This window comes from Lysobacter sp. M15, assembly GCF_022662515.1.
GTDB lineage: Bacteria > Pseudomonadota > Gammaproteobacteria > Xanthomonadales > Xanthomonadaceae > JAKPBU01.
In genome coordinates this window covers 66,755-83,075 of the sequence record NZ_JAKPBV010000006.1, presented here as the reverse complement: position 1 = coordinate 83,075, position 16,321 = coordinate 66,755, and the positions used below count along the sequence as shown (strand labels likewise).

The following is a 16,321-nucleotide window of genomic DNA, read 5'->3' as shown; positions in this document are numbered from 1 at the left end:
CAATCCACGCGATATAACTCTTCCGGTGACGCAAGACCCCGCAGAAAGGCGGAGCCTTCTATTGCGCTTTCCAGCAGCCAGTCACAGGTTCAACGCACGATTTTCCAGGACTGGTTTGCCACAGACACCAGCGTCTGGGAATTGCTGGCGCTACCGGAGCGCCACAGGACATTTGCCCCGGTGGTCTGGTTGCGCATGAGGATGTCGGAGCGCCCATCCCCGTTGTAATCGCCTATCGCGCTGATGGCGAACTGGAGATTCACATTGGGCAAAGATGTTTTCCTTGCATAGTCGGCATTGCGCCAAATGACGGCCTGGCCGGTGGTGGGCTGGAACCAGAGGATGTCCGATTTTCCGTCGCCCAGAAAATCTCCGATGCCCGCGACCTGCCAGGACAGATTTGTCAGGTGTGTGATTGCCTGCGGCGTAGTGAAGTCACCGGAAAGCCAAATCGCATTCGCGCCCGTACCACTGTGGCGCCACAGAATGTCGGAGACGAAGTCGCCATCGAAATCGCCCAGACCTGCCACCTTCCAGGCAGTGTCGGTCACGCTCCTGACGGACTGCTGCGTCGCGTAGTCGCCCGACAACCACACCGCATTGGCGCCCGTACTGCCATGACGCCACAGGATGTCCGAGCGGCTGTCCAGGTTGAAGTCGCCTATCCCAACGATTTGCCATTTCTGATCCGTCACGGCGTGGAGAATCATGACGTTGCTGGAAGATGCGCCCCTCCATATGTGATTCGCGCCCGTACCCGAATTGCGCCAGAGGATGTCGGCCCGGGCATCTCCGTCGAAATCTCCGGTTCCCACCAACTTCCACGGACCAACCGGCACGTTCGTAAGCGTCGTCGTCGTCGTGCCACCTGCAGACCGCCACACGGCGTTTGCCCCGGTGGAAGAGTTCCTCCAGAGAATGTCGTCGGTCCGGTCGGCGTTGAAGTTGCGTGCGTTGGTGCGCATGCTGCGGATACCGTAGCGGGTAACGAACGCGTCCGAAGCACCGCTGTTGGCCGATTTGAACGGCAGCAGTGTCGAGAAGTTGGTCGAAGCCGTCGAGCCACCAAGGAAAATGCTGCTCGATCCATAACGCGCAATCGCCGCGCCTTGTTCGTTCCCGCTTCCTCCCAGATAGGAGGCCCAGAATCTCTCGCCTTCGTCGGAGTAGCGCGCGGTCATCGCGTCGAAGCCGCCGCCATTGGCGTGCTGCAGGCCAAAAACCGACGACGTTCCGATCAAATCAGTCGAATTCGTCGTGCCGATCACATACGCAGTTCCAAAGTCGTCGACCTTCACGTCCGTCAGGCGATCCTCTCCCGAACCTCCCAGATATGTGCTGTAGGCGAGCGCGGGAGTGGCACCGAGGGTAATCTTTGCCACGAATCCATCTATGCCGCCGGCCGACTCGTCCTGCGCAGGGTTCGCGGTCGGAAACGGCGCTGCCGAGGTTGCCTCGGTTCGGCCTACGACGATCACGTTGCCTTCTGGATCCAGATCGATACCCTCGCCAGCATCTGTGTTGGCGCTGCCGAGGTAGGTACCCAACTCCATTGCGATGTATGGGGCGACAGCAGCAGGGCTTAGCACCACGACAAAAGCGTCGGATCCGCCTCCAAGGCTGGTCTGGATCGCGGTCCCGGCCGACACGGGAAAATCGGTGGACGCGGTTTCGCCCGTGAGGTAGATCGCGCCTGAGCCTCCCGGTGACGGATCGACCGACATCGCGCTGATCTGATCAGTTCCGCCCCCACCAAAATACGTACTGAAAACCAGCGTGTCGCCCGACCGCGTCAGCTTCGCGAGGAATCCGTCTCTCGTTCCCCCGAGCGAGGCATCCATCGCAGAAACCCTTGGAAAGTTGCCCGACTCGGTTGAGCCGGCCACATAAAGATCACCCGATGGAGGCAGATCGATTGCAGTGCCCAGGTCCGCACCAGAGCCCCCGAGGTAGGTACTGAAAGCGAGAGCTCCCGCGCTATCGAGCCGTGCAACAAAAGCATCTTCCAGACCCCCATCCGCGGCATGCGTTCTCTGCAACGCATTGGCCACCGGAAAATTCGTGGATTTCGTGTGCCCGGTGATGTAGGCATTTCCGTGGATGTCGACGGCAATGCCCGTGCCGCCGTCGGCATTGCCGCCTCCCATGAAGGTGCTGTAGACCAGAGCGTTGCCATCCGTGTTGAACTTTGTGACGAAGATGTCGCCGCCACCGCGATTGCTGGACTGGATCGCGTTCTTGAGCGGGAAGTTGAGCGAAGCGGTAGTGCCTATGGCGTAGAGATTGCCGGCGTCGTCGGCAGACAGCGACGCAATGCCATCATCCCCACTTCCGCCGAAATAGCTCGAGTAACCCAGCACCGGGTCGATGATGAGGGGTTTGGCCGTGTCGTACGCCGCGACCTCGAAACCGACGCGATCCCCGCTCAGGAGACGGTAGCCGCCTTGCACAGGCTTGCGCCGGCCATCCACCTGCTGGTAGAGCACAGGTTTTTGCTGGGTGAGCGTGCCCGAGGCGGTTTCCAGGATGAGGTTGCCGTCCGGGTCCAGCCGCAGCCCGTCGACGCCACTGAACTTGACGTTGATGCGCCCCGGATTTCTGCCGGGCGCCACCACGAAGTCGTACTCGAGCTGCTGTTGCTTGCCGTAGTAGACCATGTCGATGCCGGGGTATACCTCGCGGTAGCGCACCCGGTCGTAGCGCTGGACATCGCGTTGCCATTGGTTGGGCGTGGAACCGTAGTAGTAGTGGCTCTTGCCTTGCTGCAGGCCGGCGCCCTCGACGACAGGCTCAGTGCTGGCGCCGAGCAGGGACATGCGTACCACCGTGGGTGCGCCCGCCTGTGTGGACACCTTCGTGGACCCGGGCTTGGATGGCAGGCTCAGCACTGCTTCGGTGGCGGTCAGGAAGATGCCGTACCCCGGACCCCGCGCCAGGAACAGAACCTCGGGATCCGTCTGGCCCACATTGCGCTCGAACGCAAGGGGGATCTGCGCATACCTGTGTTCGGTGCTGGCCACTGCACTGGGAACCGCCTTTGCCAGGATCGGCATCTCTTCGGAATCTGTGCTTGCCCACAGCGCGACAGCGGTACCTATGGCGCCTACCGCAAGCCAGTACGTCTTTTTCATCACTCAACCCGATGTGGCTGGAAGTCCCAGAAAACCCATTCTACTGATTGGCCGGACGTCGTCCATCGACCATTTGTAAGCGTAGCCGTCCACTTCCGGGCCGGCTCATGATGTGCGAGGTGTGGACCACGCTCGATCGGAGTCGGGCCGCGACAACCCGGCATTCCGACGGGCGCCTGCACCCTGTTCAGGAGGACTTGCGCTCCGAGAACACCCCGGGGGCAGTCCGCGGTCCAGGGCTCGATGCACCGACCACCGGCTGCCGGACCAGAAGTCCCGGCTGGAGGCTTTGGGTGGACGGTCACAGTGGGGCCGCGGTGGGTGGCGACATCTGCAGGAGCATCGACGACACCCAGCAGTGTGTAGTCGGACCGCACGACAGCAACGCGCCCGAGCCGGCCAGAGCGGAAATGATGGCTCGCGTGAACGCGGCTGAGACGACGCCCTACTCTTCGGTGCCTACCGATGCTCCAGGCAATAATGCGACAACGGCGTCCGCGATCACCTGCGGCTGGTCGAGCTGCATGTCGTGCGAGGAGTCGGGGACGTGCTGCATGCGACCTTGACGTGAACTGGCGACGATCGCGTCGTGGGTCGCTGCGCGCGCGGCCTGCATTCCCTTGCGCAGGTCTTCCGGCACGCTTGCATGCCCGTTGCCGGCGGCCAGCAGCACCAGCGGCGTCGTACCGTGCGACTCGTCCGGCGACACCGCCGAGCCGAAGATCGCTGCATTCTCGGTGAGTTCCGAGCGCAAGGTGCGCCAGTAGGCCGGCCGTTGCTTGTAGGCAGCAACGGAAGCGGCGACGCGTTCGCTCATCCACGGTGGTGCTGCCCGCAGGCAGCCTTGCAGCTCGGGCGGTGGTACTGCGAGCCTGCCGGTCTGCGCTCCCTGTTCACAGCGATCGAGGAACTGGTCGCGCTGCGCGATCATCGCGGTGTCCTGCACCTTCCACTCGGCTGGGAGGAAGGCGGCCAGATTCTGCTCGGGCGGATCGACCAGTACCAGGCCCGCCACATCACCGGGGTGCTCTTCAGCGTAACGCCGTGCGATGTTGCTTCCGAGCGAATGACCGACCAGCACGACCGGGGTCCGCACACCGGCGGCCTGGATCAGGGCCCGCAGGTCGGCCACGTCGGCGTCGAGCGTACGCGGCTTCGGTCCCTCGTCGCTGAACCCGTAACCGGCGCGATCGTATGCACATACCCGCGTTCGCGCGGCGATCAGCGGCTGCACCCGGAACCACGCGGTCGAATCGGCGTTCGCACCGGCCTCCAGGATCACGGTGGGCGCGCCATCACCCTCGCAGCGGAGATTGAGGCGACGATTCTCCGCGATGTTCACGAGATCGCCAGGGTCGGCGTAGGCGTCGGGCGTGCGTTCCGTAACGGTACTGGCGCCCGCTGTCGACGTGCAGCACGCTATCAGGAGCGCGGCGAGCAGAACGCGGCCCGAGTGGGTTGCCTTCATCGGGGTCTCTCCATGGGGCCGGGAGCCGGGATTTTATCCCGTGTACCTAGCGCGGCATGGTCAGCTTCAATCAGCACCATCTTCCAAATCTGGCGTGCCGGGGCAAGCGGGCTCATCATTCCAGTTCGCCATCATTCCCTGTCACCCATGACTCCATCCGCTGGCCCCCATGTCCACAGCAGTTCGCTCCGCCTTTCGCCCATCGTCGCCGGATGCTGGCGCATGGTGGAGTGGAACAAATCGGTCGAACAGCGCCTGCGCTGGATCGAAGACTCGCTGGCTCTTGGCGTCACCAGCTTCGATCACGCCGACATCTACGGTGGCTACCAGGCGGAGGGTCTGTTCGGGGAGGCATTGGCGGCAGCGCCGGGCTTGCGCGATCGCATGCAGATCGTGAGCAAGTGCGGCATCCGGCTGGTGTCCCCGCAGCGGCCGAGCCATCGCGCCAAGTGCTATGACACATCGCAGACGCACGTCGTGGCATCGGTGGAAGAGTCGCTGCGTGCGCTGCGCACCGACCGGCTGGATCTGCTGCTGATCCACCGGCCCGATGTGTTGATGGACCCGCACGAGCTCGCCCGGGTGTTCGAATCGCTGCATACCGCCGGCAAGGTACTGCACTTCGGCGTGTCCAACCATTCGCCTTCGCAACTTGCGCTGCTACACCAGTTTCATCCGCTGGTCGCGCATCAGATCGAGCTTTCACCCCTGCAGCTGGCGTCCCTGCATGACGGCACGCTGGATCAGTGCATTTCGCTGGGTCTGCGTCCCATGGCCTGGTCGCCACTGGGCGGCGGCCGGTTGTTCAACAACGACGACACGCAGGCGCTGCGCGTGCGCGATGCGCTCGCCCACCTGGGCAAGCGCCACGGGGTGTCGGAGGCGACGATGGCGTATGCATGGATCCTGCGACATCCCTCGGCGCCGTTGCCGATCACCGGCAGCGGCCGCATCGACGGCCTGCGCGATGCCGTGGCCGCGCTCGACCTGCGGCTGTCCGCGGAAGACTGGTACGCCGTCTGGCAGGCGGGCGCGGGTCGCGAAATCGCGTGACGGCGGCGGACCGACTTTGTCAGCGCAGCGATATTACCCACGCTTGTGATCTCGTTCACAAGTCGGGTGCTCCTGCAGCGTAACAGCCAGCCGCACCAGCCTTCCTACCGCCAACCGGAGGCGATCGAGCGAACGCAGATCGCGCGCGATGCTGTCCTGGCGCCAGGACGCCGCCAGCAGGACGGGCTGATTGCCGCCGTCGTTGTCCTCGTCAATACTCGGTGACACTGACTACATTGCTACCTGGTACACGGCGCGGTGGATGTCGCCAGCCGCGCAATAAGGACCGGATGCTACTCAGGGCCTCAATCATCTGGTTGTCGATTGGGCTGGCCGCAGTCGCTGTTGGCGGGTGCGCGTACGGAAGCATGCCGGCGGCAGTCAGGGCGCCACAGGTCGCCGAGGGCGGAAGTGTTCCACGTAGGTGGTCGCAGGCGGTCGTGCGCGCCAGGACCATCGAGCCTGGCGGGAAGCAAAGGCCGGCCGGGCCGGCGTTCGAGTATCAGTACCTGGCGCCGGAGTCGCCCGCGTTGCAGCCGATCTACACGCGGGTGCGTGAAGCCGATCTGCTGCATCGGCTCCCGGCGGTGCAGCAGATCGACGGAATGTTCCAGCTGCCGCGCCCGCTGCGTTATGTCACAGCGGAGTGTGGCGAGTTCGGTGCGTTTTACGTGCCGGAGACCACACGGATCGTGCTCTGCTACGAGACCCTGCGGACGTTGTACGAGCGCGGTCAGATGCAGCATAAGGCTGGCGGCCTCGATCCGGATTATCCCCTGCGCTACACGCGCGCCAATGTGCGTTTCATCGTGCTGCACGAAACCGGTCATGCGCTGGTCGACCTGCTCGATCTGCCGGTGACCGGTCGGCAGGAAGATGCGGTCGATCAACTCGCGGCGATGCTGATGCTGCATTTCTCCGGCGTCGACGAATCGCCCGAACAGGTCATCGAAAGCCTTCGCATGGCGGCCAACTGGCTGCTGACGCGCAGTACCGGCGCATACGACCTGGACGCCTATGCCGATGAGCACGCGCTGGGCGAGCAGCGCTATTTCAACCTGCAGTGCCTTATTTTCGGCACCGACCCAGTCAGATATGCCGAGATCGTCACTGCCGGCGACCTGACGCCGGCGCGCGCCAAGGCATGTCCAAGAGAAACGCGTCAGGTCGGACGCGCCTGGTTGCGCCTGCTCCTGCCGCACCTGGCTCCGAAGTACGAGATGACCGAGGCCGAAGCGATCCGCTACTTCGAGCGGCGGTGAGTGCGCCTGGCGGGAGGAAAGGCGCGCGCCATGATGGGGCAGGGCCCGGATCGCAATTCAGTGAGGGCCGAGAGAGACCAAGGCGCTCACCGGCATGTCGCCCTGGTCACCCGCGCGCCCGTGGACAATGATGAATCCCCGGGTGACGGATGTTTCGGGATTCAACGGCGCATTCATCGCATCCCAGACTTCATCCAGGCGAACCCAGACAGGCGGATATTTGTGCGCGGCAACATCGAGGATGAGCACTCGGTCGCTCTGCGCATGGTAGGCGGCCAGTGGTGAGATGTGCCCTGACTGCGCCTGTCCAATGTGCTTCCGCTCGTAGTTGATCAGCACGTAGTCGCCGTCACGGTTGAGGTTGGTGCGCACCACCTTTCGAAAGGCATCGGCATTCGTACTCGATGCGTTGATGACGCTGACGTTGGCGCCGTGCGCCGAAAGCAGGTCCCCCAGGTCCCGCAGCGACATCCCGATGAAGCTGACTTTCCATGGATTTGCATCCACGGATGGATTGGCGAACAAGGTCTGCTGATCGAGCGGCGTCCCGGCCACCCCGGCGGCATTGAGCGTCGTAATCGCAGTGGCCACACCGCAATACCCCTTGCGCGACTGGGCGACGAAGTTCGCCAAAAGTTCGTCGTAATCGGCGACGGCGTCGCTCTCGTCCAGAAGAGCCTGCCCCATCGTTGAGTCAAGCGGGATCAGGTTCGACGGGAGTGGTTGGTGCTCGACGGGTGGCGCGCGCAGATACTCGTTCCACACGACTCCCGTGCCCAGCAGAAGGGCAATGCCCGTCACGAACGCAAAACCAATAACCAGCCGCTTCATGGCGGTGTCGGAGCCTGGAACGGGGCGCGAACGGTGGCGCCATGCGATGAGATCGCGACAGGCATCAAGTCGTGGTGAAAGCAGTTTTTCGCGGCCATCGCCAGCGGCCGACGACAGAACCGAGCTCACTCCAAGGCGAGCGCGAAGGGGGTGGCTGAACCGAGCGCGGAAATCCATGCGATCGCCGCCCAATGGCGCAGGGCGACATCCACCTGCGATGGTTCGATCGATCGACGACGCGGTGTCAGGAACTGCCGATACCAGGTACGCCCGGGCGCCGACGCGCACGTCGTTCGCGCAACGACATGCGCATCTGCCGCAGCGGTTCCTTGAAGGGCAAGGCGATGCGCCGATAGAAGAAGGATAACGCGCGCCGCGAATCAGGTATCCGGTGCGCCAGTCCTTCCTCGATGGTGTACACGCAAGGCGCACAGATTCCGCAGGGCCTGCCGTGGGCCGGACTGTGGCAGAACCATGTCATGTCCATGATGCCGCCCCAGCCTTCGGCGTCGGCCCGCTGGCCCATGCGCACCTTGTCGAGGTGGAACAGCGGAAAGCCGAAGTAGCGGAACAGTCTGAACTCGGCGGAGTCCGCGTGCCTGGGGTCCACGCGGATGCTGCGATAGCCAGCCGGATGTTCGAATTCCATGGCGAACGGACGCACAAGCGCCTGGACCTTGTCGTCGATGTGGACGCCCAGCTCCATGTCGACGACTCCGTTCTGCTTGCAGAACGCCGGCAACCACGCGTACTGACTGCCAATGAAGACCCGCTTGCGGATCTGTTGCAGCGCCGCCGCGATCTCCGGATCCTCGGCGACATCGCCGACTTCAGCGATGCGCAACGGCTGCAGCAGCGCGCGCGTCTGCGGGTACATCTCGCGCAGGTGGTCGCCGATGCGCGCCATTGTCGAAAGTTCGGTCTGGGTCGAGGCGCGCGTCGGATCTTTCAGGTAATGGGGAACGACCTGGACCCGATGCAGCAACAACAGCTCCAGCAGCCGAAAGGTCGAATCCCAGCCGCCGGTCCAAAGCAGATTCGCGCAAGGGCTGTCTGCAGTGGCGAGGGGTGCATTCATCGGCGGGACTTTCCTCGTATACCTGCGCAGCCACATCGTTTTGGCATGCTGCCGGATAAGTTGCGTAATCGTGTCCGCTCGTAACGAAACATAAACATCACGATCACGTTACGAAGATGAATGCGACTTTGTCGCGTACGAAAGCGCTGCGAGGAGCATGGCAGCGACGGAGTCGACATTACGTTGCGTTCGTTAATGCAAAATGAACTGTGATGCCGATGTCGCAGAGTGTGATCGCAACGAGGTGTTATTCGACTGCCAAGGGCGCAATCGGACGCTACACTCATGCGCGATTTCGTTACTTGGATTGGAAGCGTGACATTGCAGAATGAACTCGGCACGTCAGCGACGCGTTCGGTTCCGGGCCTGGCGATACCGCCCGGTGCGTGGGATCGACAAACCTTCTGGCGCTTCGCCGACAATGCGAAGGAGGCGACCGAAGCCCTGGCCCAGCAGAAGATGAAGGCGTTGGCGCATGCGCCGGTCGAAGCGATGCGCCAGATCTGCACGCAGTACCGCTTCTTCACCATCGACTACATCAGCGACCTTGCACTGCTGGTGGCCAAGCTGCCCTTCGGCGGCTTGCGCAGCCTGTTGAGCCAGATCCTTGCCGAGGAGCTCGGTGAAGGCGACCCGGACAAGGCGCACCCCGAGGTCTACGACCGCTTCCTGGCGAGCATCGGCGTGGAGCCGGAGCAACTGGAGCGTCCCCTGCCCGCGAACCACGCCATCCTGAGCGGACTGACCGAGGAGTTGTCGCGTCGCGGTCCGGCCTTCGGCGTGGGATTGCGCGGGATGGGCGGCGAATGCCTGTGCCAGACCTATCTATCGGTCATGTTCGAGCACCTGCGCGGGCACCCGTATATGCGCGAGCACGAGAGCAGCATCGACTGGGAGTTCTGGACGATCCATACCGGCGAAGTGGACATCGTCCACGGCGAACTGACGCGCCAGGCCATCGACGATTACATCCGCCAGGACCCCGGCGCGCTGCCGGAGCTGGCACAGGGCTACGAGCGTAGTATCAATGCGTGGAACCTGTTTTGGCACAACATCTTCGATGCGTATGGTTCCCGGCCCAGAGCCGTGTCCCATGAGCACGCTGTCATGAGCATGACGCCATGAGTTCGATTGCCCAGTTCCACCTCGCTTTCCCGGTGCGTGACCTCGACGAGGCGCGCCATTTTTATGGCGAATTGATGGGTTGCCCCCAGGGCAGAAGCGACACGACCTATCAGGACTTCGATTTCTTCGGTCACCACCTGGTGGCGCACATCTCCGGCGAAGGCGCCCCACTGCACAGCGGGCGCTTCGATGGCGAGGCGGTGCCGATTCCGCACTTCGGCATGAATCTCGACCGCGGATCGTGGGAAGCGCTGGCGAAGCGGCTGAAAGCGGCCGACATCGAGTTCCACGAGGAGCCGCATCTGCGGTTGAAGGGCAAACCGGGGCAACACGTGACGATGTTCCTGTTCGATCCGTCGGGCAACGCGCTGGAGTTCAAGTCCTTCGACGACCCCGAACAGACCTTCATTCCCTGAGCGCGGCGATCCAATGCGCGACGTGAGCGTCGATGCCGTATCTGCTGCCCGCGGCAGCGATCGCAGGCATGTGCTGCATTCGTGGTCGGCACACGGCACCCTGGAGCCGGTCGTGGTTGCGGGCGCCGAAGGCGCACATTTCTGGGACGAGGACGGACGACGCTGGCTCGATTTTTCCAGTCAGCTGGTCAACGTCAACGTCGGCCACCAGCACCCGAAGCTGATCGCCGCAATCAAGGCGCAGGCCGAAACCCTGTGTACGGTAGCGCCGTATCACGCCAATGCGGCCACCAGCGAGGCGGCGCGCCTGATCGCCGAACTCGCCCCGGGCGACTTGAACCGGGTGTTCTTCACCAATGGTGGTGCCGAAGCGGTCGAGAATGCGATCCGGATGGCACGCCTGCACACCGGCCGCCACAAGATCCTGACCGCCTACCGCAGCTACCACGGTGCGACCGCCGGTGCGATCGCCGCGACCGGCGAGCCGCGACGGTGGCCGTCCGAACCGGGGCCGCCGGGGTTCATCAAGTTCTGGGGGCCGTATCCGTACCGCTCGGCATTCCACTCCGGCAGCCCCGAGGAGGAATGCGAACGCGCGCTCGCGCATCTGGCCGATACGATCATGGTCGAAGGCACGCAGGGGATCGCGGCGATTCTGCTGGAGACGGTGGTCGGGGCCAATGGCATCCTGGTGCCGCCGGACGGCTACCTGCAGGGCGTGCGCGCGTTGTGCGATGCGCACGGCATCATGATGATCGCCGACGAGGTGATGGCCGGGTTCGGTCGTTGCGGAGAATGGTTCGCGGTCGATCGCTGGGGCGTCGTGCCGGACCTGATCACCTTCGCCAAAGGCGTCAACTCCGGTTACGTGCCCCTGGGCGGGGTGATCCTGAGCGAGGCGGTCTCCGCCAGCTTCGCGAGCCGCGCCTATCCTGGCGGCTTGACCTATTCCGGCCATCCGCTGGCCTGTGCGGCTGCGGTCGCGTGCATCGGCATCTACAAGGAAGAGAACCTGATCGCCCGCGCGCGCCGTTTGGGTGAAGAAGTGATCGGACCCGCACTGCACGCGATGCAGGGGCGGCACCCTGCGATCGGCGAGGTACGCGGGCTCGGTGCGTTCTGGGCGATCGAGCTGGTCCGCGACCGCACGACCCGCGAGCCACTGGTACCGTTCAACGCTTCCGGCGCGGCCGATGCTGCCATGGTCGAACTTGCCGCGGCCTGCAAAAGGCAGGGCCTGTGGCCGTTCGTCGTATCCAACCGGATGCACATCGTGCCGCCGCTGAGCATCGACGAACAGGCGTTGCGCGATGGCCTGGCGATTGTCGACGAAGCGCTGCACGTCGCGGATCGCCACTACGTCGGGTAGCGGGTGGCCGCAGTTTTTAGACACGCCGCGAGGCCGCCCCAACGCGGCCCCGCGGCGCTCTCCCCGAATCAGAAGAAGCCGAGCTTCTTCGGCGAGTAGCTCACCAGCAGGTTCTTGGTCTGCTGGTAGTGGTCGAGCATCATCCGGTGCGTCTCGCGCCCGATGCCGGATTGCTTGTACCCGCCGAACGCCGCGTGCGCGGGATAGGCGTGGTAGCAGTTGGTCCACACGCGTCCGGCCTGGATCGCGCGGCCGAAGCGGTAGGCGCGGTTGGCGTCGCGCGTCCACACGCCGGCGCCGAGGCCGTACAAGGTATCGTTGGCGATCGCCAGCGCTTCCTCGTCGGTCTTGAACGTCGTCACCGACACCACCGGCCCGAAGATCTCCTCCTGGAAGATCCGCATCTTGTTGTGGCCCTTGAACACCGTCGGCTGCATGTAATAGCCGCCCTCCAGGTCGCCTTCGAATGCCTGCCGCTCGCCGCCGATCAGCACCTGCGCGCCTTCCTGCCGGCCGATGTCGACGTAGGACAGGATCTTGTCGAGCTGCTCGCTGGAAGCCTGCGCGCCGATCATCGTCTCTGGATCCAGCGGATGGCCCTGCTTGATCGCGGCCACGCGCTGCAGCGCGCGTTCCATGAAGCGCTCGTAGATCGACTCTTGGATCAACGCGCGGCTGGGGCAGGTGCAGACCTCGCCCTGGTTGAGCGCGAACAGCACGAAGCCTTCGATCGCCTTGTCGAAGAAATCATCGTCGGCGGCGGCGACGTCCTCGAAGAAGATGTTCGGCGACTTGCCGCCGAGTTCCAGCGTCACCGGGATCAGGTTCTGGCTGGCGTATTGCATGATCAGCCGGCCGGTACCGGTTTCGCCGGTGAAGGCGATCTTGGCGATGCGCTTGCTGGAGGCCAGCGGTTTGCCCGCTTCCAGGCCGAAGCCGTTGACGATGTTGAGCACGCCCGGCGGCAGCAGGTCGCCGATCAGCTCGGCCCAGACCAGGATGCCGACCGGCGTCTGTTCGGCCGGCTTGAGCACCACGCAGTTGCCGGCGGCCAGCGCCGGCGCAAGCTTCCACGCCGCCATCAGCAACGGGAAATTCCACGGGATGATCTGGCCGACCACGCCCAGCGGCTCATGGAACTGATAGGCGACGGTGTCCTCGTCGATCTCGCCGATCGAGCCTTCCTGCGCGCGGATGCAGCCGGCGAAGTAGCGGAAGTGGTCGATCGCCAGCGGGATGTCGGCTGCCGTCGTCTCGCGGATCGGCTTGCCGTTGTCCCAGGTCTCCGCGCGCGCGAGCAGGTCCAGGTTCTGTTCCATCCGGTTGGCGATGCGGTTGAGGACATTGGCGCGCTCGGCCGGCGCGGTCCGGCCCCAGGCGTCCTTCGCGGCGTGCGCGGCGTCGAGCGCGGCTTCGACATCGTCGGCATCCGATCGCGGGATCTGGCAGAACACCTTGCCGGTGATCGGCGTGATGTTGTCGAAGTAGCGGCCGTTGCGCGGCGCGACCCATTGGCCGCCGATGAAGTTGCCGTAGCGCTGCTTGAACGACGGCGGTTGCGTGAACTGAACCTTTTCCAGCTTGGTCATGGCGGCCCTCCCGGGGGCGGGTGAGTGTGCGGAGGTGCGCGTCACGCCGGTGGAAGCGGATCGCGGCAGGGTCAGGATGGGCGCCCTGCCGGCACCGCGCCTTGAGCTGGGTCAAACCAGGATGCGATCGTGGAATCGGAAGGGCTGCCCGGTTTTCCGGAGAGGCGGTAGGGTGCGCTCCCGTCTTCTGACGCCCTGAGACCGGACGCACGGCCTGCAGGCCGACCCGGCGCGGTCAACGCCCGCAGTCGGCTGGGAGCGAAGCGCCTCAGCGTTGCTGCATCGCTGCGCCGGCGATCGCCGGCGTTGACCCGGACGCCTGCGGCGGCGGCTCGGCGATATCGCGAAACATCAGCATGTCGCCGATCCGCAACGACGCGCCGTCGTAGAAGCCGGTCGCAGGCACGAAATCGCACGGATTGTGAAACGTGCCGAACAGCAGATCGAACACCGGCAGGTTCGCATAGTTGTCGCGATGCACCCCGGTGGCGTGATGGTACGAATGACTCTCGGGACGCTGCACGATGTAGCCGAGCCAGCGCGGCGTGCGCACATTGGCATGCTGCAGGATCGCCAGCAGCGTCAGGACCAGCAGCACCACGGTCGCCGCCTCGGCGGTGATGCCGACGACCACGGTCAGGGCGAAACTCGACACCGCGGTCCAGCCGATCATGTCGGCAGGGCTGAACCAGAACGCGCCGAAGGTGTCCAGCCGCTCGGCGCTGTGATGCATCTGGTGCAGGCCGCGCCACAGGATCGTGCTGCCGTGCATGCTGCGGTGCCAGGCGTATCCGCACAGTTCGTACACCAGCAGGCCTGCCAGCGCACCGCCCCAGGTGCCCAGGGCGCTCAGGTCGAACAGCTGCAGCGGCAGCAGGTATTCCGTCCACAGCAGCGGCAGGTACGACGAGAGCAGGAAATAGACGGCGAAGGCCGCGAGCCCACGCAGCTGCCAGCCGCGCGCGGCGGGCAGCTGCCGGGCCGGAAGCAGGAATTCCCACAGCATCAGCGCGGCGTAGATCGCCAGCACCGTCAGCGAGATGGGGTCGAACAGCAATTCAAGGATCGATGGCATGGCCGTGGCCTGTCTGGTTTACTGGGGCAGGCACGTTAGCCCCGGTACCCTCGACCGGATCAAGCCGATTCGGCAGCGGAAAGGACATTTCGGCCATGTCGCCCGATCCGCAGCAAAAAACCGTCGCCATCCTCGCGATGCCCCAGGCCGGCGCCTCGGTCATCTACGGCATGTACGACCTGTTCCGCTCCGCCGGGCGCGACTGGCAGCTGATCGTGGAGGGAACGCCGGGAGCCGGCGTCCTGCAGCCGGTCGTGGTCTCGGCCGACGGCGCGGCGATCGCCGTGGTCAACGGGGTGCAGGTGGTACCCGAGGCCTCATTCGATGACATTCCGATCCCGGACATCGTCTGCGTGCCGGAGGTGGCGGTGCATCCGCACGAACCCCTGGCGGGGCGATTCGATGCCGAGATCGACTGGCTCAGGCGCTGCCATGCCCACGGCGCGATTCTCGCGTCCGCGTGTTCGGGCGCCCTGTTGTTCGCCGAGGCCGGACTGCTGGACGGTCAGGAGGCGACCACGCATTGGGCGTTCTGCGATGCGCTCGGCGAGCGGTTTCCGACCATTCGCATGCGCCCGCGCAGTGCGTTGATCGCCTCCGGCGAGGGCCAGCGCTTGGTCATGGCCGGAGGCGGAACGTCGTGGGCCGACCTGACGCTGTATCTGATCGCGCGCGCCGCCGGTGTGGAAATCGCCATGCAGGTCGCGCGGGTCAATGTCATGGACTGGCATACGGTCGGGCAGCAGCCGTACGCGCAGCTGGCGCGCACGCGCCAGGTCGAAGATGCGGCGATCGCGCGCTGCCAGGTGTGGCTCGGCGAGCACTACAACGAGCCGGCACCGGTCGCGGCGATGGTGCGCCTGAGCGGGCTGGCCGAACGCACCTTCAAGCGCCGCTTCGAACACGCCACGGGGCTGTCGCCGCTGGAATACGTGCACAACCTGCGGCTGGAGGAAGCCAAGCACATGCTGGAGACGGGCGAAGACCCGATCGAAGCGGTGGCCAATGCGGTCGGCTACGAGGATGCGGGCTTCTTCGGCCGGCTGTTCAAGCGCAAAGTCAACCTGACGCCGGCGCAGTACCGGCGGCGTTTCGGATCGATGCGACGGATGCTCGAAAGCGGGCCTTGAGATGCGCGACCGTGTCTCGCTGGCATCCGGCCGGGCATGGGAGATGGGCTGACAACCAATCCGGTGCCAACGAGGCGCAGCGGACATCGCCAACGCGTCCGCACGACGATGGCTGCTGGCGATCAACGCCGCATGCGGCTCGCGCGTTCGGCGATCGCCTTGAGTTCGGCGCCCGAAAGCTGGCCGTCATCGTTGGAGTCGAGCCGGTCGAAGTGCTTGGCGATACGCGGCAGGCTGGTGTCGGCTTCGGATCGCGAAATGAGCCCGTCCTGATTGGCGTCCGCGGCCACCAGGCGTTCCTGCACGGCGGCGGGATCGGGGCGCGACGATGGCTGGGTCTGGGCCATGGCGGAGATGGACTGGGCGAACACGGCATAACCAACGAACAGACGCATAACGGAGTTCATTGCGGGATCCTGGATATGAACAGTGGGGTTGGCCGTCCTTGGCCGGGTGGGCCCGGCGGTCGCCACACGATGGGCGCGAGGGGTCGCCGATGCGTGCCTAGTGCTGATTGCTGAATTCGCGCGCTGCGCGAACCACAGGTTCGATTGCCGGGGTGGAAATACCCTATCGCCGCGCCCCGCAGCCGGCGTTGCCCATGCGTCAGCGGATGTGTCGCCTCAGGCCGGCTGAAACACCTGCTTACAAAGCCGATGGAGAATGCGCCAGCCGGCAGCGCGGGAACGCCCGGACCATCGCCAAGCGCCTGCGAAAGAAGCCTCCGAGGAGGGGCGTGTCCGTCGGCGTCGGTGCCGCGCTGGCTGCAACGCCATGCGAGGCCCGCGGACGGT

General features: G+C 64.7%; 13 protein-coding genes. 6 read left to right on the top strand and 7 right to left on the bottom strand.

All coding sequences use genetic code 11. From position 1 onward, the window contains the following. Positions 1-89: 89 nt before the first annotated feature. Positions 90-3,131 carry an SBBP repeat-containing protein gene (locus tag MC380_RS05615; protein ID WP_242163524.1) on the bottom strand — a complete coding sequence of 1,014 codons (3,042 nt, stop codon included), beginning with the start codon at positions 3,129-3,131 and terminating at the stop codon, positions 90-92. A gap of 445 nt (positions 3,132-3,576) precedes the next feature. After that, complete coding sequence (locus MC380_RS05610; protein WP_242102562.1) at positions 3,577-4,599, bottom strand: alpha/beta hydrolase; 1,023 nt, start codon at positions 4,597-4,599, stop codon at positions 3,577-3,579. Positions 4,600-4,746: 147 nt separating this feature from the next. Here MC380_RS05610 and MC380_RS05605 point away from each other — a divergent pair, with 147 nt between their 5' ends. Together MC380_RS05605 and MC380_RS05600 are read left to right on the top strand one after the other, a co-directional pair. Further along, positions 4,747-5,652 (top strand): aldo/keto reductase, encoded by a 906-nt coding sequence (locus MC380_RS05605; RefSeq protein WP_277929292.1) that lies wholly within the window; start codon positions 4,747-4,749, stop codon positions 5,650-5,652. A 440-nt stretch (positions 5,653-6,092) separates the two neighbouring features. After that, a complete protein-coding gene (locus tag MC380_RS05600) occupies positions 6,093-6,914 on the top strand; it encodes a DUF4344 domain-containing metallopeptidase (protein WP_242102564.1) in 822 nt (273 codons plus the stop codon). Positions 6,915-6,971: 57 nt separating this feature from the next. Here MC380_RS05600 and MC380_RS05595 read toward each other — a convergent pair whose 3' ends face one another. Both MC380_RS05595 and MC380_RS05590 read right to left on the bottom strand, forming a co-directional pair. Further along, positions 6,972-7,745 (bottom strand): phytochelatin synthase family protein, encoded by a 774-nt coding sequence (locus tag MC380_RS05595; protein ID WP_242102565.1) that lies wholly within the window; start codon positions 7,743-7,745, stop codon positions 6,972-6,974. Positions 7,746-7,989: 244 nt separating this feature from the next. Continuing rightward, positions 7,990-8,823: a hypothetical protein gene (locus MC380_RS05590; RefSeq protein ID WP_242102566.1), complete on the bottom strand. Its 834-nt coding sequence runs from the start codon at positions 8,821-8,823 to the stop codon at positions 7,990-7,992. A gap of 315 nt (positions 8,824-9,138) precedes the next feature. Between MC380_RS05590 and MC380_RS05585 the strand changes: the two genes are divergently transcribed. Genes MC380_RS05585 through MC380_RS05575 form a run of 3 tightly spaced genes read left to right on the top strand, consistent with a single transcriptional unit; the run spans position 9,139 to position 11,733 of the window. Next, positions 9,139-9,948: an iron-containing redox enzyme family protein gene (locus tag MC380_RS05585; protein WP_242102567.1), complete on the top strand. Its 810-nt coding sequence runs from the start codon at positions 9,139-9,141 to the stop codon at positions 9,946-9,948. Further along, on the top strand, positions 9,945-10,364 hold the full coding sequence (locus tag MC380_RS05580) for a VOC family protein (protein ID WP_242102568.1): 420 nt from the start codon (positions 9,945-9,947) through the stop codon (positions 10,362-10,364). The genes MC380_RS05585 and MC380_RS05580 overlap by 4 nt, the downstream gene beginning before the upstream one ends. Before the next feature lie 22 nt (positions 10,365-10,386). Next, on the top strand, positions 10,387-11,733 hold the full coding sequence (locus tag MC380_RS05575; protein ID WP_242163521.1) for an aspartate aminotransferase family protein: 1,347 nt from the start codon (positions 10,387-10,389) through the stop codon (positions 11,731-11,733). 68 nt (positions 11,734-11,801) lie between these two features. On the opposite strand, the gene adh is transcribed toward MC380_RS05575, so the two are convergent. Beyond that, entirely contained in the window at positions 11,802-13,322 is a 1,521-nt protein-coding gene (adh, locus tag MC380_RS05570; RefSeq protein WP_242163519.1) for an aldehyde dehydrogenase, read from the bottom strand. Positions 13,323-13,590: 268 nt separating this feature from the next. Continuing rightward, a complete protein-coding gene (locus MC380_RS05565; protein WP_242163517.1) occupies positions 13,591-14,397 on the bottom strand; it encodes a sterol desaturase family protein in 807 nt (268 codons plus the stop codon). A 95-nt stretch (positions 14,398-14,492) separates the two neighbouring features. Between MC380_RS05565 and MC380_RS05560 the strand changes: the two genes are divergently transcribed. Further along, entirely contained in the window at positions 14,493-15,527 is a 1,035-nt protein-coding gene (locus MC380_RS05560) for a helix-turn-helix domain-containing protein (protein ID WP_242163515.1), read from the top strand. 122 nt (positions 15,528-15,649) lie between these two features. Here the strand turns inward: MC380_RS05560 and MC380_RS05555 are convergent, their stop codons facing one another. After that, positions 15,650-15,934 carry a hypothetical protein gene (locus MC380_RS05555; protein ID WP_242163513.1) on the bottom strand — a complete coding sequence of 95 codons (285 nt, stop codon included), beginning with the start codon at positions 15,932-15,934 and terminating at the stop codon, positions 15,650-15,652. Positions 15,935-16,321 lie beyond the last annotated feature (387 nt).